We start from the raw sequence: 22636 nt of genomic DNA on the forward strand, positions 1-22636 counted from the left end.
CCACTGATCTCAGTGGCTCCAGCAAATATTGCTATCACTGACAGAGGGTTTTTAACTATACCTGTACTATTCATTCTTAATCCATTGCCAAAAATCAGCATGACTAATAGTAATTAGGCCGCACGCGGCACTAATATATAACAACGACTGCGGTATAACTCCGGGCCGACCACATAGCAGCATCTGTTATACCCAATAAAAATCAACGAGTTATAAAGGCCGCCTGCTACAGCCCGTATGCAGGCACGCTACCGCCCGCAGTTATGGACGACCAATGCCGGCGTGTTCCGTATCGTTTTTAGGATGCAGCCAGCCCGTGCTTGGTGGGCCGATGTGGCTGCGTTCCTGTCGTTTGGCTTTGAACATAGCCCAGATAATGGCGCAAGGCTACCGTAAGAATGCACAGAGCACTGCGCCTTGCGGGCAGCAACGCCGCTCTACGGGGCGGGACACGCGGCATGTGAGGAATGATTTGGGGGCATAAAAAAGCCCCCGAGGCGTTAACCGTCGGGGGCTTTTGAACTGCTGGCTAGCGGATCAGCTCTTGCTGGCGCGCTTGCGTTGGTTCTCGTCGAGGATCTTCTTGCGCAGACGGATCGACTTGGGTGTTACTTCGACCAGTTCGTCGTCATCGATGAACTCCAGCGCCTGCTCCAGGGTGAAGCGGATCGGCGGTACCAGGGCGATGACTTCATCCTTGCCGGAGGCACGCATGTTGTCGAGTTTCTTGCCCTTGGTGGGGTTGATCACCAGGTCGTTGTCGCGGCTGTGGATACCAGCCAGCTGGCCTTCGTAGATTTCCTGGCCGGGCTCGAGGAACAGCTTGCCGCGGCTCTGCAGGGTTTCCAGCGAGTAGGTCAGTGCCTTGCCGGTGGCCATGGAGACCAGTACGCCGTTCTGGCGGTGACCTACGTCGCCACCCTTGATCGGGCCGTAGTGGCTGAAGGTGGAGGCCAGGATACCGGTACCGGAAGTCATGGTCAGGAAGTTGTTACGGAAGCCGATCAGGCCGCGGGCCGGGATAACGTATTCCAGGCGGATGCGGCCTTTGCCGTCCGGTGCCATGTCGGTCAGATCGCCTTTGCGCAGGCCCATCTGTTCCATCAGCGCACCCTGGTGCTGCTCTTCGATGTCGATGATGACGTTCTCGTAGGGCTCCTGCTTCTCGCCGTCGATCTCACGAATTACCACTTCCGGACGACCGATGGCCAGCTCGAAGCCTTCGCGGCGCATGGTTTCGATCAGTACCGACAGGTGCAGTTCGCCACGACCGGAGACCTTGAACTTGTCCGCGGAGTCGCCTTCTTCAACGCGCAGGGCAACGTTGTGCAGCAGTTCCTTTTCCAGACGCTCCTTGATGTTACGGCTGGTGACGAACTTGCCTTCCTTACCGGCGAACGGCGAGTCGTTGACCTGGAAGGTCATGGAAACGGTGGGCTCGTCCACGGTCAGCGCCGGCAGGGCTTCGACGTTGTTCATGTCGCACAGGGTGTCGGAGATGTACAGCTCGTCCATACCGCTGACGCAGACGATGTCGCCGGCCTGGGCTTCTTCCACTTCCACACGCTGCAGACCGGAGTGACCCATGATCTTGAGGATACGGCCCTGGCGCTTCTTGCCGTCGGCGCCGATGGCGATGACCGGGGTGTTGGTCTTGACCTTGCCGCGAGCGATACGGCCAACGCCGATCACACCGAGGAAGCTGTTGTAGTCCAGCTGGGAGATCTGCATCTGGAACGGACCGTCCAGATCAACATTGGGAGCCGGCACGTGGTCAACGATGGCCTGGAACAGCGGGTCCATGTTGTCTTCCAGGTTCTCGTGATCGAGACCGGACAGGCCGTTCAGGGCGCTGGCGTAGACGATCGGGAAGTCCAGCTGCTCTTCGCTGGCGCCGAGGTTGTCGAACAGGTCGAAGATCTGGTCTACCACCCAATCCGGACGCGCGCCGGGACGGTCGATCTTGTTCACGACCACAATCGGGTTCAGGCCGGCCTGGAAGGCTTTCTGGGTCACGAAGCGGGTCTGCGGCATGGGGCCGTCGATGGAGTCAACCACCAGCAGTACGCAGTCAACCATGCTCATCACGCGCTCGACTTCACCACCGAAGTCGGCGTGGCCGGGGGTGTCGACGATGTTGATGTCGTAGTCTTTCCACTTCAGCGCGGTGTTCTTGGCCAGGATGGTAATACCACGTTCCTTTTCCTGGTCGTTGCTGTCCATGACGCGCTCGTTTTCGAGCTCCTTGCGATCCAAGGTACCGGACAGGCGCAACAGCTTGTCAACAAGCGTGGTCTTGCCGTGGTCAACGTGGGCAATAATGGCGATATTACGAAGATTCTCGATCACGGGGGTATCCTGGATTGCGAGGCGACAGGCGAGCCTGTCTGAAAAAAAGAGTCACGCATTATACAGACACTGAGATGACAGTGTCTGTTTTTTGTACGAAGTTGTCGGACCGCCGGTAGATTTAGCGCCGTGGCAGCCGCAATACGCGGACATTATCATGCCCGCGGTCCAGCAAATACTGGGCGTGCAGCTGGCTCATCACGCCTTTTTCACAATACAGCAGATAGGCCCGGCCTGGGTCCAGCTCGGCAAAGCGACTGTTCAATTGATAGAAGGGCACGGCCTGCACTTCCACTCCTTCGAGCACCAGCGGGTTGGCTTCCTGCTCATCCGGGTGACGCACATCCAGTACTACCTGGCCGGTCAGCGCCTGTTCAACCGTCTCCACTTCGGAGCCTTCCAGCTCCAGCTCCAGATCGCAGCAGTCGGTCGAGGTCATCTGTTCGATGGCCTCATCCAGGATGCTGAAATTGAAACCGGCTTCGGCGGCGATGACCTTGCGCATATTGGTGTGGATGTCCGGGCTGACCGAAATCACCCCGCAGTATTCCGGCATGCTCGCGGAGAACGCCTCGGTGCCGATGCGCCGGGCGGTGCGGATGATCTCGGTCTTGCTGGTGGTGATCAGCGGCCGCAGCACCAGCGTGTCGCAGGCCTCATCGATGGCGGCCAGGTTGGGTAGCGTCTGGCTGGACACCTGGGCGATAGCCTCACCGGTGACCAGCGCCTGGAAGCCGCGGCGCTGGGCGATACGGCTGGCGGCGCGCAGCATCATGCGCTTGAGCACCACGCCCATCTGGCTGTTGTCCACGTTCTGCAGGATTTCCGCGACCACGCCCTCGAATGGCACACTGATGAAGCGCAGGCGATGACTGGCCGCGTACTTCTCCCATAAATAGTGCGCGACCTGGCGCACGCCCAGTTCATGGGCACGCCCACCGAGGTTGAAGAACACGAAATGGGGCAGGATGCCGCGCTGCAGCATCTGGTAGCTGGCCACGGTGGAGTCGAAGCCGCCGGACATCAGGCTCAACACCGGCTCCATGGTGCCCAGCGGGAAGCCGCCGATACCTTCATGCCGGGTCTGGATCAGGAATACCCGCTGCTGGCGGATTTCCAGCTGGATCTCTACGTCCGGGTCCTTCAGCGAAACGCCCGCCGCCCCGCTCGCCTCCATCAGCCGCGAGCCCAGCAGCCGGTTCACGTCAGTGGACGAGAACGGGTGCTTGCCGATCCGCTTGCAGCGTACCGCGAAAGTCTTGCCTTGCAGCTGCCCGGCAAAGCACGCCACGCACAGCTCGGCCAGCTCATCCAGGCTACCCAGCTCGTGCTCGTGTACTTCATGGATATGGTTGATGCCGGGCGTATTCTGCAGCCGTTCGATTACCCGCGCCTGCAGCGCCGGATCGTCGCCGGTAATGATCTCCAGGCTGTCCCAGTTACCAGCAATGCGCAGCTCGGGGTCGATCGGCTTGAGCAACACCTTGAGGTTCTTGCGCAGCTGGGAGACGAAGCGCTTGCGCACCTGCGGCGATTTGATGGTGATCTCGGCGAAGAATTTGATAATCAGTTTCATAGGAACAATTCTGGGTCGGCGCAGCGAAAAGGGGCGCATTATACCCGTGCTGCCCGGCATTCGCCCGGTTTACCGACCGACGCGCCAATATGGTGCATCGCAACTGTTCCCCGCACCGATCAAGTGCGCGATAATGCCCGGCAAGACCTGCACTGATCCCCAGATCACGCTGCAGCCGGGGTTTGCGCTGCCTGGCAATGCTGGCACAGCTTTTGCTGCCATTACCTGGACAAACGAACCGGGCGGGATAAATCAATTCCCGCATCACTACGTATGAAAGGGCCAGGCCGACACCTGGAACGAGATTCCTACTGGAGAACAGCATGTCGAAAGCGATCCAACTGATCAACGAATTTGATGTGAAGTGGGTTGATCTGCGCTTCACCGATACCAAGGGCAAACAGCAGCATGTCACCATGCCGGCCCGCGACGCCAACGAAGATTTCTTCGAGGATGGCAAGATGTTTGACGGCTCCTCGATCGCCGGCTGGAAAGGCATTGAAGCGTCCGACATGATTCTGATGCCCGACGACAGCACCGCAGTGCTGGACCCGTTCACCGAAGAGCCGACGCTGATCATCGTCTGCGACATCATCGAACCGGCTACCATGCAGCGTTATGAGCGCGACCCGCGCAGCATCGCCCGCCTGGCCGAGGAATACCTGAAGTCCACCGGCATCGGCGACACCGCCTTCTTCGGCCCTGAGCCGGAGTTCTTCATCTTTGACGAGGTGAAGTACAAGTCCGATATCTCCGGTTCCATGTTCAAGATCTACTCCGAGCAGGGCTCGTGGAACACCGACGCCTCCTTCGAGACCGGCAACAAAGGACACCGCCCCGGCGTCAAGGGTGGCTACTTCCCGGTGCCGCCGTTGGATCATGACCATGAGATCCGTACCGCCATGTGCAACGCGCTGGAGGAAATGGGCCAGGTAGTGGAAGTTCACCACCACGAAGTGGCTACCGCTGGCCAGAACGAGATCGGCGTGCAGTTCAATACGCTGGTGGCCAAGGCCGATGAAGTGCAGAACCTGAAATACGTGGTGCACAATGTCGCCGATGCCTACGGCAAGACCGCTACCTTCATGCCCAAGCCGCTGTACGGTGACAACGGCTCCGGTATGCACGTGCACATCTCGATCAGCAAGGATGGCAAGAACACCTTCTCCGGCGAAGGCTATGCCGGTCTGTCCGAGACGGCGCTGTACTTCATTGGTGGCATCATCAAGCACGGCAAGGCCCTGAACGCCTTCACCAACCCGTCGACCAACTCCTACAAGCGTCTGGTCCCGGGTTTCGAAGCACCGGTCATGCTCGCCTATTCGGCCCGTAACCGCAGCGCCTCGATCCGCATCCCGCATGTATCCAGCCCCAAGGCCCGACGCATCGAAGCCCGCTTCCCGGATCCGGCTGCCAACCCCTACCTGGCCTTCGCCGCGCTGCTGATGGCTGGCCTGGATGGCATTCAGAACAAGATTCACCCCGGCGATGCTGCGGACAAGAACCTGTACGACCTGCCCCCGGAGGAAGCCAGCCAGATTCCGCAGGTGTGCGGTAGCCTGAAGGAAGCACTGGAGGCGCTGGACGCTGACCGCGAGTTCCTGACCAAGGGCAGCGTGTTCACCGACGAGTTCATCGATACCTTCCTGGAGCTGAAATCAGCCGAAGAGCTCAAGGTGCGTACCTTCGTTCACCCGCTGGAATACGAGCTGTACTACAGCGTCTGATCCGCTTTCGCAGTGACGAACCCCGGCTTGCCGGGGTTTTCTGCTTTCTGGCCCGGCGTTTTTGCTGCGCCAGACGCTCTGACCAGCCAGTCAGCAGCTGCCCGGCCATTCATGCTATCTGGTAGGACCAGTTTGACTGTGACCCTCGAAAAAGCATGACCAACTCGTCAACTCATGGCCCACAAGGGGTCTCCCGCCCGCCCTCTCCTGGGGAATAAATTACTGGTCTGACCATTGAGATAACATCTGGACCTGTCCGATCGGTGATAGCAATATCCCATCCGACCGAGCTATGCTGCAGTTGCTGCGCATTCCTCATAAAAAAAACAAAGGAAATTCCAGATGAGCCAAACTCTTTTGTCTCTGCTTGCATTCTTTCCTCTGGTTCTCGCGGGGGTCCTGCTGGTCGGGTTCCGTTGGCCGGCGAAATATGCAATGCCTGTCGTCTTCATCGTTACCGTCGCCATTGCCCTGCTCGCCTGGGATATGACGTGGGTACGGGTCGTCGCTTCCAGTCTTCAGGGATTGGTTCTGACGGCTTCCATCCTGTGGATCATCTTCGGTGCGATTCTACTGCTCAACACGCTGAAGCATTCGGGCGGCATCCTCGCCATCCGCAAGGGCTTCTCGGGCATCAGCCCGGACCGTCGCGTGCAGGCGATCATCGTCACCTGGCTGTTCGGCTGCTTCATTGAAGGCGCCTCCGGCTTTGGTACTCCGGCTGCGGTCGCCGCACCACTGATGGTGGCGCTGGGCTTCCCGGCCGTTGCTGCGGTGGTAGTCGGCATGATCGTGCAATCCTCACCGGTGTCCTTCGGTGCGGTGGGCACGCCGATGATCGTTGGTGTCGGCGCGGGCCTGGATCAAGCTGGCATCGGTGCCAGCCTGGCTACTGTCGGCTCTGACTGGCCGACCTTCTTCCAGTTGATCGTTTCCAAGGTCGCCATCACGCACGCCCTGCTCGGCCTGCTGATGCCGCTGATCATGGTCATGATCCTGACCCGCTTCTTCGGCGCGAACCGCTCCTGGAAAGAAGGCCTGGCGGTTGCTCCCTTCGCCCTGTTTGCCGCGGTGTCTTTCTCCGTTCCCTACGCGCTGGCCGGGGTGTTTCTCGGACCGGAGTTCCCCTCCATCATCGGCGGCCTCGTCGGTCTGGCGATTGTGGTGCCCGCTGCCAAGGCTGGCTTCCTGATGCCCAAGGAAACCTGGGACTTCGCCGATCCGAAGGACTGGCCCGCTGACTGGATGGGCAGTGTCGAAATGAAGCTGGATGATGTGGCCGGCAAGCGACCGATCGCCATCTGGATGGCCTGGCTGCCCTATGTGCTGCTGGCGGCGACGCTGGTGCTGTCGCGCACCAACGACACCCTCAAGGGCCTGCTCAACAGCCTGAGCTTCAAGTTCACCGACATCATGGGTGAAACGGGTCTGTCCGCCAGCCTTGAGCCGCTGTATCTGCCTGGTGGCATCCTGGTGTTCGTGGTGCTGGTCACCGCCCTGGTGCATCGAATGTCGTTCACCGAGTTCAAGCGCTCGCTGGGCGAGTCTACCAACACCATCATTGGCGCCGGCTTCGTGTTGATCTTCACCATTCCCATGGTGCGTATCCTGATCAACTCGGGAGTCAACCTGTCCGACCTGCCTTCCATGCCGGTGGCCATGGCCAATGCCGTCGCCAACGCGGTGGGTGATGTCTACCCGCTGTTCGCCCCGACGGTAGGTGCGCTGGGTGCGTTCATCGCCGGTTCCAACACCGCCTCCAACCTGATGCTCTCGCAGTTCCAGTTCAATACCGCTGAGCTGCTGGGTATCTCCGGCGCCATGATCGTTGCGGGGCAATCGGTGGGTGCGGCTGCGGGTAACATGATTGCCATCCACAACGTGGTAGCGGCATCGGCCACCGTCGGCCTGCTGGGACGTGAGGGCGTTACCCTGCGCAAGACCTTGCTGCCGACTCTCTATTACGTCACCTTTGCCGGCCTGCTGATGATGCTGGCGATCTACGTGCTAGGTATCAGCGATCCGCTGAACGCAGCGGGAATCACCACCACAGGTAACTGATTCCCCAGTGCGGATAAAAGGGCGGCGCACTGATGTGCACCGCCCTTTTTTATTGCCAGCCCTCCAGGCGCAAGGTTGCCCGCTCCAGTCGCTGGCCTTCGTTTTCGATATCCCGCAGGTTGTCTCGAATACTGTGAATATGATCCATCGCCGCGCGCTTGGCCTGGGTCGGCAAGCGCTCCATCACCGCGTGGTAGAGCCGGGCATGCTGGCGATCCAACTGCCGCTTGTGCGTCGGCCGGTGGTAGAGGTTCTGCACCGAGGCGAACACCGAGCCCAGCAACAACTTGGTCAGCGACTGCAGGGTATGCACCAGCACCGGGTTATGCGAGGCGTCGCAGATCGCCAGGTGAAAAGCATGGTCCAGGTGCGCCAGGGTTTCCGGGTCCCGCGCCGGGCCGCCGGTATGGGCGGCGACCATTTCATCATAGCGCCGCTGGATCAATACAAAATCGGCATCGGTGCCGCGCAGCGCCGCCAGCCGCGCCGACTCGCCTTCGAGCAGGGCGCGCACCTCAAGCAGATCGAACAGCGTCCGTGGGTGATTGTTGAACAGGTGCATCATCGGCGTCTCATCCCGATTGCCCATCAGGCTGGCAACGTAAGAGCCGCGCCCCTGGGAGGTCTTGATCAGCCCCCTGCCGCGCAGTACCTTCAGCCCTTCACGCAGGGCGCTGCGGGAAATGCCCAGCTTCTCGCACTGCTGCCGCTCGGATGGCAGCATCTGGCCCATTTTCAGCACACCGTCCGCGATCAGCTTCTCGATACGGTCAGCAACCACATCGCCCACCTGGCGACGCTCCGAAGCATTTTCAACCATGACCTCACCCTTCTTGGCAAAACTGGTCATACCAGAGTAAGGATGGCGCGTTTACAAATCCACTATATTTTTGTGATTGCCTGTATCTCACGCGCCATGGCAAACAAAATCAGCAATATGAACGTAACAAACTGGTCCGACCAGCTGGTTTTAGGCTGGACGTCGGCCGCCCAAAGCAGCAGTATTCGAAGCCAGAAGTGGGTCCCAAGACCATCGATAACAAACAGGTGATATCCGTGAACCTTCTCTATGATGAAAAGCTCGACGGTCCTCTGCCTCCCGTAGACAAGGCGGGATTGATCAACGAGCTGCGCCAGACACTGCCTGATCTGGAACTGCTGCACGAACGTGAAGACCTGCAGCCCTACGAATGCGATGGGCTGTCGGCCTACCGCGTCATGCCCCTGCTGGTGGTGATGCCCGAGACCGTTGAGCAGATCGAGACCTTCATGAAGATCTGTCATCAGCGCCAGGTCCCGGTCGTGGCCCGTGGTGCCGGTACCGGCCTGTCAGGTGGCGCCCTGCCGCTGGAAGGCGGTGTGCTGCTGGTGCTCGCGCGCCTGAAGAACATTCTCGAGGTCAATCCCGAGGGCCGTTTCGCGCGGGTTCAGCCCGGCGTGCGCAATCTGGCGATCTCCGAAGCCGCCGCGCCCTATCAGCTGTACTACGCCCCCGATCCGTCGTCGCAGATTGCTTGTTCGATCGGCGGCAATGTGGCCGAGAATGCCGGCGGTGTACATTGCCTGAAATACGGGCTGACCGTACACAACCTGCTGAAAGTGGAGATTGTCACTGTTGAGGGCGAGCGCATGACGCTCGGTTCCGACGCACTGGACAGCCCCGGCTTTGACCTGATGGCACTGTTTACCGGCTCCGAAGGCATGCTCGGCATCGTCGTCGAGGTCACCGTCAAGCTGCTGCCGCGGCCCCAGGTCGCCAAGGTATTGATGGCCAGCTTCGATGACGTGGGCAAGGCCGGCAAGGCTGTGGGTGACATCATTTCCGCCGGCATCATCCCCGGCGGGCTGGAGATGATGGACAACCTGGCCATCCGCGCGGCCGAGGATTTCATCCACGCCGGCTATCCGGTGGAGGCTGAAGCCATTCTGCTGTGCGAGCTTGATGGCGTCGAAGCCGATGTTGCCGATGAATGCGAGCGGGTGCGCCAGGTGCTGGAGAACAGCGGCGCGACCGCTATCAGCCAGGCCAAGGATGACGCCGAACGCGCGCTGTTCTGGGCCGGGCGCAAGAATGCCTTCCCGGCGGTGGGTCGCATTTCGCCGGACTACTACTGCATGGACGGTACCATTCCGCGCCGCGAACTGCCCAAGGTGCTGCAGGGCATTGCCGACCTGTCCGCCGAGTACGGCCTGCGCGTGGCCAACGTGTTCCATGCCGGTGACGGCAACATGCACCCGCTGATCCTGTTCGATGCCAACCAGGAAGGCGAGCTGGAGCGCGCCGAAGCGGTCGGCGGCAAGATCCTCGAACTCTGCGTCGCCGTGGGAGGCTCGATCACCGGGGAGCATGGCGTCGGCCGGGAGAAGATCAACCAGATGTGCTCGCAGTTCAACGATGACGAGCTACTGACCTTCCATGCGGTGAAGGCCGCGTTCGATCCCGATGGCCTGCTCAACCCGGGCAAGAACATCCCAACACTGAACCGCTGCGCCGAATTCGGTGCCATGCATATCCATAATGGCGAGCTGCCCTTCCCTGAACTGGAGCGTTTCTGATGTCGGCCCAACACGAACATGCCCATCGCCCTGGCGAACGCGCCGCGTCGGCCAGTGAACAGCAGCTGCAGCAGCAGGTGCTTGATGCTCTGCACAGCAACACCCCGCTGGCGATCCAGGGCGCCAACAGCAAAGCCTTTCTCGGCCGCCCGGTCGATGGCCAGGTGCTGGATACCCGGGGCCACAGCGGCATCGTCAACTACGATCCCACCGAATTGGTGGTGACCGTACGCAGTGGCACTCCGCTGGTCGAGCTGCTTGCCGCGCTGGATGATCAAGGCCAGACATTGACCTGCGAGCCGCCGACCTTCAACGGCCAGGCGACGGTGGGTGGCATGATCGCTGCCGGCCTGTCCGGCCCGCGCCGCCCCTGGTCTGGCGCAGTACGCGACCTGGTGCTCGGCACCCGCGTCATCACCGGTCATGGCAAGCTGCTGCGTTTTGGTGGTGAAGTCATGAAGAACGTGGCGGGTTATGACCTGTCCCGCCTGATGGCCGCCAGTTTCGGTCAGCTCGGGGTCATTACCGAGGTGTCCATGAAGGTGCTACCCAAGCCGGTCAGCAGCCATCACCTGCGTCTGGAGCTGCCCGTCGAGAGGGCGCTGCTGAAGCTCGCCGAATGGGGCCAGCAGCCGATTCCGATCACTGCTGCCAGCTACCTGGACGGTCATCTGCATCTGCGCCTGGAAGGCGGCGTGGGTTCGGTGCGCTCAGCCGCCGACCGTATCGGTGGCGAGGAACTGGATGCCGGTTTCTGGACCCAGCTCAATGAACAGCAACTGGACTTCTTCCAGGACCCACGGCCGCTGTGGCGCCTGTCGCTGCCACCGCTGACGGCGGAACTGGAGCTGCCCGGCGCCAGCCTGCTCGACTGGGCCGGTGCCCAGCGCTGGTTGAAGTCCGACGCCGCTGCCGAGGAACTCCAGGCACTGGCCAGCCGTCACGGCGGTCATGCCACCTGTTACCGCGCCGGCGTCACAGATAGCCCGTTCCAGCCCCTGACACCGCTGCTGCAACGCTATCACCGGCAACTGAAGAAGCAGCTCGATCCTCAGGGCCTGTTCAACCCCGGCCGGATGTATCCCGGGCTCTGAGACTGAAGAGGTAACATCATGCAAACCAATCTCACTGAAAAGGCGCGCAAGCTGCCGCGCGCCGAAGAGGCAGAAAGCATTCTGCGCTCCTGCGTGCATTGCGGCTTCTGCAATGCGACCTGCCCGACCTATCAGTTGCTCGGCGACGAGCGCGACGGTCCCCGCGGGCGTATCTACCTGATCAAGGCATTTCTCGAAGGCGAAGCCACTACCCGGGAAACCCAGCTGCACCTGGACCAGTGCCTGAGCTGCCGCAACTGCGAAACCACCTGCCCGTCCGGCGTGAAGTATCACAACCTGCTGGATATCGGTCGCGAAGCCATGGCCAGCGAGATCGAGCGTCCGCTGCAACAGCGCATGCTGCGCTCGGCGCTGCGCCATGTGGTGCCCAACCCGGTGATCTTCAACCCGCTGCTCAAGGCTGGCCAGGCAGTCCGCACCTTCATGCCAGCGGCGGTCAAGGACAAGATTCCGGCCAAACTGGCTCCAGCCAAGCCGCGCCCGGCCCCGCGCCATGCCCGTCACGTGCTGATCCTCGAAGGCTGCGCCCAGCAGGGCCTGTCGCCCAACACCAACGCCGCCACGGCACGCGTGCTGGACCGGCTGGGCATTTCCATCAAGCCGATCAGCGAGGCCGGCTGCTGTGGCGCGGTGGATTACCACCTGGATGCCCAGCAAGCCGGGCTCGACCGCGCGCGGCGGAACATCGACGCCTGGTGGCCAGCCGTCGAGAATGGCGCCGAGGCGATCATCCAGACCGCCAGCGGCTGCGGTGCGTTCGTCAAGGAATACGCCCACCTGCTGCGCGATGATCCGGCCTATGCCGAGAAGGCGCGCAGGATCAGCGCCCTGGCGCTGGATCTGGTCGAAGTGCTGGAGAAGGAAGATCTGCAACCGCTGCAGGTCAAGGCCACCCAGACCCTGGCCTTCCACTGCCCCTGTACTTTGCAGCATGCCCAGAAATTGGGCGGGCGCGTGGAGCCGATCCTGCGCAAGCTGGGTTTCAGCCTGACGCCGGTAGCCGATGCGCATCTGTGCTGCGGCTCGGCCGGCAGCTACTCTATTACCCAGCCGGTACTGGCCAAGCAGCTGCGCGACAATAAACTGAACGCGCTGGAAGCCGGTAAACCCGATACTATCGTCACTGCCAATATCGGCTGCCAGACCCATCTGGGCTCGGCCAACCGAACCCCCGTGCGCCATTGGATCGAAGTCGTCGAAGACGCAATCAACTGACCTCCCAGGAGATAACAAGATGCTGAGCAAACCCGTACTGACCCTCGAAGAAGCCAACCGTATGATCGACGCGGCCTTCGCTGAAGCGGACCAGAATGAATGGAAGGTCACCGTCGCCGTGGTCGATGACGGCGGCCATATCCTGGCCATGCGCCGGATGGATGGCTGCGCGCCAATCGCTTCCTACATCGCACCGCAGAAAGCCCGCAGCGCTGCTCTGGGTCGCCGCGACACCAGCGAATTCGAAGCCATGATCAATGGCGGCCGTACTGCCTTCCTGTCCGCTCCGGAAGTGTCCGGCCTGCTCGAAGGTGGCGTGCCGCTGAAGGTCGAAGGTCAGGTTGTTGCCGCCATCGGCGTTTCCGGTGTCAAACCGGATCAGGATGCCCAGGTCGCCAAGGCCGGCATCGCCGCACTGTAATCCGAGGAGGAATCCTGACATGACTCAACGCAAGGACATCCAGGGCCTGCAGATCGACACGGCCCTGCATCAGTTTATCGAGCAACAGGCATTGCCTGGCACCGGCGTCGACGCTGCCGCGTTCTGGGCCGGTTTCAGCGAGCTGGTCCACGACCTGGCGCCGAAGAATCGCGCCCTGCTGGCCGAACGTGACCGCCTGCAGACCGAGCTGGACCAATGGCACAGCGCCAACCCCGGCCCGATCCGGGACATGGCGGCGTACCGCGAATTCCTGACCTCCATCGGCTATCTCAAGCCGGTACCGGCGGACTTCCGCATCACCACCGCCAATACCGATATCGAGATCACCCAGCAGGCCGGTCCGCAGCTGGTGGTACCGGTCATGAATGGCCGCTACGCGCTGAACGCCGCCAACGCCCGCTGGGGCAGCCTGTACGACGCCCTGTACGGCACCGATGCGATCGCCGAAGACGATGGCGCCGAACGCGGCCCGGGCTACAACCCGGTGCGCGGCGACAAGGTCATCGCCTTTGCCCGTGACTTCCTCAACCAGAGCATCCCGCTGCAACAGGGCGACCATACCCAGGTCGAAGCCTACCGCGTGCAGGATGGCCAACTGCAGGTCACCTTGCTGTCAGGCCAGACCACCGGCCTGCAGAACCCGGCGCTGTTCGCCGGCTACCAGGGCAACCCGGCCAACCCGGATGCGCTGCTGTTCGTCCACAACGGTCTGCACTTCGAGATCCAGATCGACCGCGAGCACGCCATCGGCAAGACCGACGCTGCTGGCGTGAAAGACGTACTGATGGAAGCCGCAGTATCCACCATCATGGATTGCGAAGACTCCATCGCCGCCGTTGATGCTGAAGACAAGGTCCTGGCCTACGGTAACTGGCTGGGTCTGCTGCGTGGCGACCTCGAAGAGCAGATGGAAAAGGGCGGCCGCGCCATGGTCCGCCGGCTGAACCCCGACCGCCAGTACACCACCGCCGACGGTGGCGAGCTGACCCTGCATGGCCGTTCGCTGCTGTTCATCCGCAACGTCGGTCACCTGATGACCAACCCGGCGATCCTGCTGAAAGACGGCAGCGAAATCCCCGAGGGCATCATGGACGCCGTCTGCACCAGCCTGATCGCCATCCACGATCTGCAGCGCAAGGGCAACTCGCGCACCGGCAGCATCTATATCGTCAAACCCAAGATGCACGGCCCGGATGAAGTGGCGTTCGCCAATGAACTGTTCGGTCGCGTCGAGCAACTGCTCGGCCTGCCGCAGAACACCATCAAGATGGGCATCATGGACGAGGAGCGCCGCACCTCGGTCAACCTCAAGGCGTGCATCGCCGCAGCCAGCGCCCGGGTAGCCTTCATCAACACCGGCTTCCTCGACCGCACCGGCGACGAGATGCACACCGTAATGCAGGGCGGCCCGGTATTGCGCAAGGGCGACATGAAGCCTACCGCGTGGATCCAGGCTTACGAGCGCAACAACGTGCTGGTCGGCCTGACCTGCGGCCTGCGCGGCAAGGCGCAGATCGGCAAGGGCATGTGGGCCATGCCGGACTTGATGGCAGCCATGCTGGAGCAGAAAATCGGCCATCCCAAGGCCGGTGCCAACACCGCCTGGGTACCCTCGCCGACCGCCGCCGTGCTGCACGCACTGCACTATCATCAGGTCGATGTGCAGGCCGTGCAGCAGGAGCTGGAGAAAATCTCCCTGCAGAACGAGCAGGAAGCCCTGCTCAACGGCCTGCTGACCGCGCCGCTGGCGGAACAGGCCAACTGGAGCGATGAAGAGAAGCAGCAGGAGCTGGACAACAATGCCCAGGGTATCCTCGGCTACGTGGTGCGCTGGGTGAACCAGGGCGTCGGTTGCTCCAAGGTGCCGGATATCAACAATATCGGCCTCATGGAAGACCGCGCCACCCTGCGCATCTCCAGCCAGCACATGGCTAACTGGCTGCACCACGGCGTGGTCAGCAAGGAGCAGGTGATCGAGACCTTCGAGCGCATGGCCAAGGTAGTGGACCAGCAGAACGCCGGTGACCCGGAGTACAGCGCCATGGCCACCGACTTCACCAACTCGCCGGCCTACCAGGCGGCCCTGGACCTGGTGTTCAAGGGTCTGGAGCAGCCCAGCGGCTATACCGAGCCGCTGCTGCACCACTGGCGGCAGGTCGCCAAGGCGCGCTGATCGGCGCCTGACCTGCTCACCTGACAACGCCCCCGATTCCGGGGGCGTTTTCTTTTGTCCTTCACCCTACCGACCACCGGTTATCCGCAATACCCGAACGGCGTCTCACTGCTGCCTTCGCCACTTGCCAGCGCGCCGATTGAGTGCAAGTCTTAAGCAATCATCAATGGAGTGAAACAGTATGTTCCGGTTACCCCTGGCCGCCACCCTGTGTGCCCTGCTGCTCGCCGGCCCGGCGGGCGCGCAGATCTATTCCTGGACCGATGCGGACGGAAATCGCATCTTCTCCGATCAGCCCCGTCCCGGTGCCAGCACCGTTGAGCTGGGGCCGACCAATGTCATCGAGCCGGCGCCGGCCGCTGCGCAACCCAGGCCCATCGACCCGCCGGCCGACAGCGGCAACGCGAGCTTCTACCGCGAGCTGAACATCACCAGCCCCGCCCATGACAGCAATATCCGCAGCAACGAGGGTGATCTCACCCTGGTAGTGCAGACCGACCCGCCGCTCAGTGGCAGCCATCTGCTGCGGGTATCCCTGGACGGGGTGCTGAGCGACAGCGCCGTGCCGGGCAACGGTGCGGCGATGCATCAGTTGACGGTGGGCAATGTCGACCGGGGCAGCCACCAGATTGCCGTGGTCGTGGTCAATGCCCGGGGAGAAGAGCTGCAGCGCAGCGCGCCGATCACCGTGCACCTGCAACGCACCTCGCTCAACCAACCGGGTCGCGGCGGCGCCAATCAGGCACCCCGGGCACCCGCTGCACCCAGAGCGCCCAATGTGCCCAAGCCGGGTACCGGCGGCTGAGGTACCTTTGCGCACCATTATGGTGCGCATGCCCCTTTTTCGTGCCATAGTGATTCGCCAACCGGACACTGCCCTGGCACGCTTCCAGTTGCTCTTTCTCTGCCGTGCCCGGCATACAGCGGACCGCTGCCCAAGTATATGCCCAAGCTCTGCGCACGCGCCGGGCAGCACGCGCTGATCTGGTTCGCTTCTTGCAACAGCTGGCGGAACAGCCGCCCACAGCGTCGTGGATAATGCCCCATGCTACCTGATCTCTTTCTGCGCCAGATTCTGGATAACCTGACCACCGCGGTACTGCTGCTGGATGCCGACCTGCAGGTCAACTATATGAACCCCGCAGCGGAAATGCTGCTTGAGGTCAGCGGTCAGCGAGTCACTGGCCAGCGCCTCGACAGTCTGTTCAGCGATTCGGTGGAGTCCCTCCAGCCCCTGCGCAACACGCTGGCCACCGGGAGCCCCTTCACCAAACGCGAAGCCCAGTTGAACCTGAGCAATGGCCAGGCGCTGATTGCCGATTATTCGGTCACGCCGGTCAGCGCAGAGGAGCGCAACTGGGTATTGCTGGAATTGCTGCCCCGTGACCGGCTACTGCGCATCACCCGGGAGGAGGCGCAACTGTCCAAGCAGGAAGTGACCCGGATACTGGTACGCGGGCTGGCCCATGAGATCAAGAATCCGCTGGGTGGCATCCGCGGTGCGGCGCAACTGCTGGCCCGGGAACTGCCGCAACCGGAGCTGCAGGACTACACCGATGTGATCATTCAGGAAGCCGATCGCCTGCGTAACCTGGTCGATCGCATGCTCGGCCCCTACCGCCCGCCGCAGCTGTCCCGCATCAATATCCATGAGATCACCGAGCGCGTCTGCAGCCTGGTGGAGGCCGAGACCCAGGGCGATCTGCAACTGCTGCGTGATTACGATCCGAGTATTCCGGACCTGATGGGCGACCGCGAACAGCTGATCCAGGCGGTGCTTAACATCGTGCGCAACGCCATGCAGGCGCTGCTCACCGAGCCGACCACCCAACACGGCCAGATCACCCTGCGTACCCGCACCCTGCGCCAGTTCACCATCGGCCCCCGGCGCCATCGGCTGGTATGCCGGCTGGAGATCTTCGACAACGGCCCCGGCATCGCCCCGGGCATCGTCGACAGCATCTTCTACCCGATGGTCAGCGGGCGCGCCGAAGGCACCGGCCTCGGCCTGTCGATTACCCAGAACATCATCACCCGGCACCACGGCCTGATCGAATGTGAAAGCGTGCCGGGCTGTACCGTCTTTACCCTGTTTCTGCCGCTGGAATTCACTCCGGGAGAGGAAGAATGACTCGAACTGCTGACGTCTGGATCGTCGACGATGATCGCTCCATCCGCTGGGTCCTGGAAAAGGCCCTGCAACAGGATGGGATGCAACCGGTGTGCTTCGACAGCGCCGACAGCGCCCTGGCGCGCCTGCAGCGCCAGCAACGCCCCGATGTGCTGATCAGCGACATCCGCATGCCCGGCACCAGCGGTCTGGAGTTGCTGTCGAGCATCCGCGAACATTATCCGAAACTGCCGGTCATCATCATGACTGCCCATTCCGACCTGGATAGCGCCGTGGCGTCCTACCAGGGCGGCGCCTTCGAATATCTGCCCAAACCCTTCGATGTGGATGAGGCGGTATCGCTGGTGCGGCGGGCCCTGGCTCACAGCCATGAAGATGATCACGCCACCGGCGACCAGATCAGCCACACGCCGGAGATCATCGGCGAGGCGCCCGCCATGCAGGAGGTGTTTCGCGCCATCGGCCGGCTGTCGCACTCCAATATCACCGTGCTGATCAACGGTGAGTCCGGCACCGGCAAGGAGCTGGTGGCCCATGCCCTGCACCGCCATAGCCCGCGGGCGCGAAATCCCTTCATTGCCCTGAACATGGCGGCGATTCCCCATGATTTGATGGAATCGGAGCTGTTCGGTCACGAAAAGGGCGCTTTTACCGGCGCCGCCATGCAGCGCCGTGGACGCTTCGAGCAGGCCGATGGCGGCACTCTGTTTCTCGACGAGATCGGCGACATGCCCGCCGAAACCCAGACCCGGCTGCTGCGGGTGCTGGCCGACGGCGAGTTCTACCGGGTCGGTGGGCATACGCCGATCAAGGTGGATGTGCGGATCATCGCCGCTACCCATCAGGATCTGGAAAGCCTGGTGCAGGCCGGCAAGTTCCGCGAGGATCTGTTCCACCGCCTGAACGTCATCCGCATCCATATCCCGCGCCTGTCCGAACGCCGGGAGGATATCCCGGCACTGGCCCAGCATTTCCTCTCCCGCGCCGCCCAGGAGCTGGCCGTGGAGCCCAAGATTCTCAAGCCCCAGACCCGCGACTATCTGCGTGGCCTGCCCTGGCCGGGCAACGTACGCCAGCTGGAGAACACGTGCCGCTGGATCACCGTCATGGCTTCCAGCCGGGAAGTGCTGGTTGAAGACCTGCCGCCGGAGCTGCTCGTTCAGCACCAGGACAGTGCAGGCGACGGTCACTGGGAGCAAAGTCTGCGCATCTGGGCCGACCGTGAGCTGGCCCGCGGCGTCACCCAACTGCTGGATCAGGCGGTACCCGCGTTCGAGCGCATCATGATCGAAACGGCGCTGAAGCACACCGCCGGCCGCCGCCGGGACGCCGCGCAACTGCTGGGCTGGGGCCGCAATACCCTGACCCGCAAGATCAAGGACCTGGGCCTGGAATTGGGTACTGATGAGGAGGACGACTCCGAATGATCATGGTTCTGCAATGAAACTGGCACACTAGCTGCTTAGTCTGTCAGTGGGTGTATTGGGGTGGCTCCGGTTCAGGCAGGCCGGGGTCGCCTTTTTTTTCGGCTGTTTGCCAGCCGTGATTCCCGGTTACACTGGCGCGTTTTTCACTGGAATGCGCCGCATGTTTCATATCGCCCTGCTCGAACCCGAGATCCCGCCCAATACCGGCAATATCATCCGGCTGTGCGCCAATACCGGCTGCCAGCTGCATCTGATTGAACCCCTGGGGTTTGAACTGGATGACAAGCGCCTGCGCCGGGCGGGACTGGATTATCACGAGTACGCACCGGTGCAGACCCATGCGGATCTGGCCAGCTGTCTGGCGAAGGTACAACCCAACCGGGTGTTCGCCCTGAGCACCAAGGGCCGGCAGTGCTACAGCGAGGTCAGCTATCAGCCAGGGGATCTATTTCTGTTCGGCCCGGAAAGCCGTGGCCTGCCTGCGGATATCCGTGACGCGCTGCCACCCGAGCAGGTGCTGCGCATCCCCATGCATCCGGATAACCGGAGCCTGAATCTGTCCAATAGTGCTGCGGTGCTGGTCTACGAGGCCTGGCGGCAACAGGGTTTTGCCGGGGCCAATTGAATGCGGGGCGGCGGCAAGAGGCAGGAGCGGCCTTGGCCGCGAAGCTTTCTACAGCTCCTCGCGGACAAACCCGCCCCTACACCCGAAGCCGCAGAGGCTTAACGCGTCTTGATGACGATCTTGCCCACGGCCTGACGCGTGGTCAGGGTGGTCAACGCTGCTTCGTACTGGTTCATTTCGAAGGTCTGGGATACCAGCGGCTTGAGCTTGCCCTCGCTGTACCAGCGGAACAGCTGCTGGAAGTTCTCGAGGTTGGCCTGGGGCTCGCGCTTGGCAAAGGCACCCCAGAACACACCGACCACCGCAGCGCCCTTGAGCAGGGCCAGGTTGGCCGGCAGCTCGGGAATCCGACCGCTGGCGAAACCGACCACCAGCAGGCGTCCGCGCCAGTTGATGCAGCGCATGGACTGGTCGAACAGGTCACCACCCACCGGATCGTAGATCACGTCAGCGCCCTGACCACCGGTCAGCGCCTTGACCTGCTCCTTGAGCTCGCCTTCGCTGTAGTTGATCAGCTCATCGGCGCCAGCCTGACGGGCAACTTCCAGTTTCTCGTCACTGGAGGCCGCCGCGATTACCCGGGCGCCCATGGCCTTGCCGATTTCCACCGCCGCCAGGCCAACACCACCGGAGGCGCCGAGCACCAGCAGGGTTTCGCCGGGCTGCAGATTGCCACGCTGGACCAGGGCGTGCATGGAGGTGCCGTAGGTCATGCTGAAGCCAGCCGCGGTGACGAAGTCCATATCATCGGGCATCGGCAGCACATGAGTACCAGCGGCCGCTACTTTCTCCGCAAAACCGCCGTAGCCGGTCAGCCCCATGACCCGGTCGCCCGGCTTCAGATGGGTGACCTGACTGCCCACACTGGCAACCACACCGGCGGCTTCACCACCTGGCGAAAAGGGGAACGGCGGCTTGACCTGGTATTTGCCCTCGATGATCAGGGTGTCAGGGAAGTTGACGCCGGCGGCGTGGACATCGATGACAACCTCATTGTCCTTGGCGACCGGATCGGCGGTCTCTTCCAGCGACAGCGTGCTGGCAGGTCCGTAGGCTTTGCACAGTACGGCTTTCATGGTGGCTCCTTGATTGGGTATTTTCCACAGTCTAGCTGGGCCCACTGCGGTGGGGTCAATCACCATACCGGTGATTGATCACCCTGCATAAGACAACTGCCAGCCGGGGCAACTCCGGCGCCACCCGCCAGTCGTTACTGGCTCAGGTATTGCGCCACGTAGGTATCGAAGTCCACCTGATCGGCTGCCTCCACGGCTGCCTGATCCGCCAGCGACTGGGTAGCCACGGCGGCAAGCTCCTGCGACTGCGCGGCGCTCAGCGGCCGTGCCAGGAAATGCTCGCGGTGCGCCTCGGATTGCCCCAGGGCAAAGCGGAAGAAGCTGTTGCCGTGCTCGGCAATCGCCTCCAGCACCCGCGCCGAGGGGGTCAGTGCCGGGTCATGCAGCTTGTCGCGCTGCAGCTGCAGGCTGTCACTGTGCGCGGTGGTCTGCCCGGCCTGATCCAGCAGGCTGGCGCAAGCGGCGATATTGTCCAGCAGGTGCTCGCCCCACTCGATCAGGCTGCACGGCTGGCCCTTGCGGATCAGTTGCAGACCCGGCTCGCGGCCGCGTTTGACTGCCAGCGCGAAGTTGTCGTTGCTCGTCCGGCACTCCTCGTCAGACATCGCCGGACTATCGGCCAGCGCGCAGAACAACAGGAAGCTGTCGAGAAAGTGCGCGGTGCTCGGCTCGATCCCCAGCGGACTGAACGGGTCAATATCCATGCAGCGTACTTCGACATACTCCACGCCCCGCGCGGCCAGCGCGTGCACCGGCTTCTCGCCGCTGCGCGCCACGCGCTTGGGTCGGATCGAACTGTAGAACTCGTTCTCGATCTGCAACAGGTTGGTGTTGAGCTGCTGCCACTGGCCATCGGCATCATGGGTGCCCAGCGCGGCGTAGGGCGCATAGGGCAGGCTGATCGCCTTCTGCATGCTGGCGATGTAGCTGTCCAGACTGTTGTAGCAGACGCTCAGGTCCGCCTGGGCATCGTTGTTGTAGCCCAGGTCGCTCATGCGCAGGCTGGTGGCGTAGGGCAGATACAGGCTCTTCTCGCCCAGTGGCTCCAGCCGGTGATCCCGCCCCTGCAGGAAGCTTGCACACAGGGCCGGCGATGCGCCGAACAGGTACATCAACAGCCAGGCGTAACGGCGGAAGTTGCGGATCAGCGCCACATAACGCTCAGACTGATAATCCTGCTCACTGCGCGCGTCGTGGTCCTGCTGACGCAGCGCCTCCCACAGTTCGGGCGCCAGCGAGAAGTTGTAGTGGATACCAGCAATGCACTGCATCGGCTTGCCATAACGCACCGCCAGACCCCGCCGGTAGACATGCTTGAGCATGCCCACATTGGAGCTGCCGTACCAGGCAATGGGAATGTCCTCGTCACGGGCCGGCAACACGCAGGGCATGGACTCGGTCCACAGGCGCTCCTCGCCCAGCTCGCCATAGGTAAAGCGGTGAATCTCGTCCAGATGCTGGAACAGTCCATCGATATTCCGACTCACCGGGGTGATCAGTTCGATCAGCGCTTCGGAATAATCCGTGGTGATGGTCGGGTGCGTTAGCGCCGATCCCAGCCCGGCAGGATGGGGTTGCTGTGACAGAATCCCGCCGGCATCGATGCGCAGGCTCTCCTTCTCGATGCCATGCATGCAGGCAGCGAGGCTGCTCTGCAGCGCCGGCTGTGCCAGCAGGTCGAGACGTTGCTTCAACAGTGGTGACAAGCGCGTCACTCCTCAAACGGTGAAAATGATCGGCGTCGGCTATCGGCGACCGGTTCAGATGCGGGCAAAGGTACCCAGGCACTTGGCGGCCAGCGCGCCGTCCTGCCAGACCTCGCCATCGACAACCATGGTCCGCGTGCCGGCATGCACCACCTTGGCCCGACATTCCAGTACCCCACCGGTGACCGCGCGGGTGTAGTTGATCTTGCATTCAATGGTAGCGGTTGCCTCATGGGCGTCCAGCCGGGCGTAGACGGCCGCGCCCATGGCCGAGTCCAGCAGGCTGAAGATGACGCCGCCATGGACCCGCGCCGTGGTATTGAAATGCTGCGGGCTGATTTCCAGGCGCATGGTGCAGCCTTCCTGATCCAGGCTGACCAGCTCCAGGCCCAGGGACTCGGTGAAGGGGCTCATGCGGTTGTCCTGGATGTCGCTCAGTTTCGGGTGTTGGCTCATG

General features: G+C 62.2%; 17 protein-coding genes. 11 read left to right on the top strand and 6 right to left on the bottom strand.

The genetic code is table 11. The features are described 5' to 3' along the window. Positions 1 to 537: 537 nt before the first annotated feature. Positions 538 to 2349 carry a translational GTPase TypA gene (gene typA, locus DHB74_RS10455; RefSeq protein WP_036991344.1) on the bottom strand — a complete coding sequence of 604 codons (1812 nt, stop codon included), beginning with the start codon at positions 2347 to 2349 and terminating at the stop codon, positions 538 to 540. A 121-nt stretch (positions 2350 to 2470) separates the two neighbouring features. Beyond that, the gene (thiI, locus tag DHB74_RS10460; protein ID WP_499161411.1) at positions 2471 to 3925 is read right to left on the bottom strand and encodes a tRNA uracil 4-sulfurtransferase ThiI; all 1455 of its coding nucleotides are present in this window, start codon (positions 3923 to 3925) and stop codon (positions 2471 to 2473) included. Positions 3926 to 4248: 323 nt separating this feature from the next. Here thiI and glnA point away from each other — a divergent pair, with 323 nt between their 5' ends. Together glnA and DHB74_RS10470 are read left to right on the top strand one after the other, a co-directional pair. Then, positions 4249 to 5652: a glutamate--ammonia ligase gene (gene glnA / locus DHB74_RS10465; RefSeq protein WP_036991347.1), complete on the top strand. Its 1404-nt coding sequence runs from the start codon at positions 4249 to 4251 to the stop codon at positions 5650 to 5652. A gap of 342 nt (positions 5653 to 5994) precedes the next feature. Next, positions 5995 to 7713 carry an L-lactate permease gene (locus DHB74_RS10470; protein ID WP_499161412.1) on the top strand — a complete coding sequence of 573 codons (1719 nt, stop codon included), beginning with the start codon at positions 5995 to 5997 and terminating at the stop codon, positions 7711 to 7713. Positions 7714 to 7762: 49 nt separating this feature from the next. Here DHB74_RS10470 and glcC read toward each other — a convergent pair whose 3' ends face one another. Continuing rightward, complete coding sequence (glcC, locus tag DHB74_RS10475; protein ID WP_036992005.1) at positions 7763 to 8533, bottom strand: transcriptional regulator GlcC; 771 nt, start codon at positions 8531 to 8533, stop codon at positions 7763 to 7765. A 236-nt stretch (positions 8534 to 8769) separates the two neighbouring features. Between glcC and glcD the strand changes: the two genes are divergently transcribed. The 9 genes from glcD to trmL all read left to right on the top strand — a co-directional run bounded on the left by glcD (position 8770) and on the right by trmL (position 19397). After that, positions 8770 to 10269, top strand: coding sequence for a glycolate oxidase subunit GlcD (gene glcD, locus DHB74_RS10480; RefSeq protein ID WP_036992007.1), 1500 nt, complete (start codon positions 8770 to 8772; stop codon positions 10267 to 10269). Beyond that, positions 10269 to 11363, top strand: coding sequence for a glycolate oxidase subunit GlcE (gene glcE / locus DHB74_RS10485; RefSeq protein ID WP_074779195.1), 1095 nt, complete (start codon positions 10269 to 10271; stop codon positions 11361 to 11363). Before glcD ends, glcE begins: the two co-directional genes overlap by 1 nt. Before the next feature lie 18 nt (positions 11364 to 11381). Further along, positions 11382 to 12599: a glycolate oxidase subunit GlcF gene (gene glcF, locus DHB74_RS10490; protein WP_036991352.1), complete on the top strand. Its 1218-nt coding sequence runs from the start codon at positions 11382 to 11384 to the stop codon at positions 12597 to 12599. A gap of 19 nt (positions 12600 to 12618) precedes the next feature. Then, positions 12619 to 13020: a GlcG/HbpS family heme-binding protein gene (locus tag DHB74_RS10495; protein ID WP_036991353.1), complete on the top strand. Its 402-nt coding sequence runs from the start codon at positions 12619 to 12621 to the stop codon at positions 13018 to 13020. A gap of 19 nt (positions 13021 to 13039) precedes the next feature. Then, complete coding sequence (locus DHB74_RS10500) at positions 13040 to 15214, top strand: malate synthase G (protein WP_036991354.1); 2175 nt, start codon at positions 13040 to 13042, stop codon at positions 15212 to 15214. A 181-nt stretch (positions 15215 to 15395) separates the two neighbouring features. Further along, a complete protein-coding gene (locus tag DHB74_RS10505) occupies positions 15396 to 16019 on the top strand; it encodes a DUF4124 domain-containing protein (protein WP_051611155.1) in 624 nt (207 codons plus the stop codon). A gap of 240 nt (positions 16020 to 16259) precedes the next feature. Beyond that, entirely contained in the window at positions 16260 to 17345 is a 1086-nt protein-coding gene (gene glnL / locus DHB74_RS10510) for a nitrogen regulation protein NR(II) (RefSeq protein WP_499161413.1), read from the top strand. Further along, the gene (ntrC, locus tag DHB74_RS10515) at positions 17342 to 18772 is read left to right on the top strand and encodes a nitrogen regulation protein NR(I) (RefSeq protein ID WP_499161414.1); all 1431 of its coding nucleotides are present in this window, start codon (positions 17342 to 17344) and stop codon (positions 18770 to 18772) included. Before glnL ends, ntrC begins: the two co-directional genes overlap by 4 nt. A 160-nt stretch (positions 18773 to 18932) precedes the next feature. Further along, positions 18933 to 19397 (top strand): tRNA (uridine(34)/cytosine(34)/5-carboxymethylaminomethyluridine(34)-2'-O)-methyltransferase TrmL, encoded by a 465-nt coding sequence (gene trmL, locus DHB74_RS10520; RefSeq protein WP_036991364.1) that lies wholly within the window; start codon positions 18933 to 18935, stop codon positions 19395 to 19397. 98 nt (positions 19398 to 19495) lie between these two features. On the opposite strand, the gene DHB74_RS10525 is transcribed toward trmL, so the two are convergent. The 3 genes from DHB74_RS10525 to DHB74_RS10535 all read right to left on the bottom strand — a co-directional run bounded on the left by DHB74_RS10525 (position 19496) and on the right by DHB74_RS10535 (position 22635). Then, on the bottom strand, positions 19496 to 20473 hold the full coding sequence (locus DHB74_RS10525; RefSeq protein WP_499161415.1) for an NADPH:quinone oxidoreductase family protein: 978 nt from the start codon (positions 20471 to 20473) through the stop codon (positions 19496 to 19498). A gap of 134 nt (positions 20474 to 20607) precedes the next feature. Further along, positions 20608 to 22179 carry a glutamate--cysteine ligase gene (gshA, locus tag DHB74_RS10530; protein ID WP_036991369.1) on the bottom strand — a complete coding sequence of 524 codons (1572 nt, stop codon included), beginning with the start codon at positions 22177 to 22179 and terminating at the stop codon, positions 20608 to 20610. Between the two features lie 54 nt (positions 22180 to 22233). Beyond that, positions 22234 to 22635 carry a PaaI family thioesterase gene (locus tag DHB74_RS10535; protein ID WP_051611162.1) on the bottom strand — a complete coding sequence of 134 codons (402 nt, stop codon included), beginning with the start codon at positions 22633 to 22635 and terminating at the stop codon, positions 22234 to 22236. Position 22636: the final 1 nt, after the last annotated feature.

Origin of the sequence: Pseudomonas sp. G11-1, from assembly GCF_024031555.1 — a bacterium.
GTDB classification, from domain to species: domain Bacteria; phylum Pseudomonadota; class Gammaproteobacteria; order Pseudomonadales; family Pseudomonadaceae; genus Halopseudomonas; species Halopseudomonas bauzanensis.

Coding starts and splice junctions, on each gene's coding strand:
- DHB74_RS10495 (WP_036991353.1), top strand. CDS start 12,619: ATGCTGAGCAAACCCGTACTGACCCTCGAAGAAGCCAACCGTATGATC.
- DHB74_RS10505 (WP_051611155.1), top strand. CDS start 15,396: ATGTTCCGGTTACCCCTGGCCGCCACCCTGTGTGCCCTGCTGCTCGCC.
- DHB74_RS10470 (WP_499161412.1), top strand. CDS start 5,995: ATGAGCCAAACTCTTTTGTCTCTGCTTGCATTCTTTCCTCTGGTTCTC.
- DHB74_RS10525 (WP_499161415.1), bottom strand. CDS start 20,473: ATGAAAGCCGTACTGTGCAAAGCCTACGGACCTGCCAGCACGCTGTCG.
- ntrC (WP_499161414.1), top strand. CDS start 17,342: ATGACTCGAACTGCTGACGTCTGGATCGTCGACGATGATCGCTCCATC.
- glcE (WP_074779195.1), top strand. CDS start 10,269: ATGTCGGCCCAACACGAACATGCCCATCGCCCTGGCGAACGCGCCGCG.
- glcC (WP_036992005.1), bottom strand. CDS start 8,533: ATGGTTGAAAATGCTTCGGAGCGTCGCCAGGTGGGCGATGTGGTTGCT.
- trmL (WP_036991364.1), top strand. CDS start 18,933: ATGTTTCATATCGCCCTGCTCGAACCCGAGATCCCGCCCAATACCGGC.
- glnA (WP_036991347.1), top strand. CDS start 4,249: ATGTCGAAAGCGATCCAACTGATCAACGAATTTGATGTGAAGTGGGTT.
- DHB74_RS10500 (WP_036991354.1), top strand. CDS start 13,040: ATGACTCAACGCAAGGACATCCAGGGCCTGCAGATCGACACGGCCCTG.
- glcF (WP_036991352.1), top strand. CDS start 11,382: ATGCAAACCAATCTCACTGAAAAGGCGCGCAAGCTGCCGCGCGCCGAA.
- thiI (WP_499161411.1), bottom strand. CDS start 3,925: ATGAAACTGATTATCAAATTCTTCGCCGAGATCACCATCAAATCGCCG.
- DHB74_RS10535 (WP_051611162.1), bottom strand. CDS start 22,635: ATGAGCCAACACCCGAAACTGAGCGACATCCAGGACAACCGCATGAGC.
- glnL (WP_499161413.1), top strand. CDS start 16,260: ATGCTACCTGATCTCTTTCTGCGCCAGATTCTGGATAACCTGACCACC.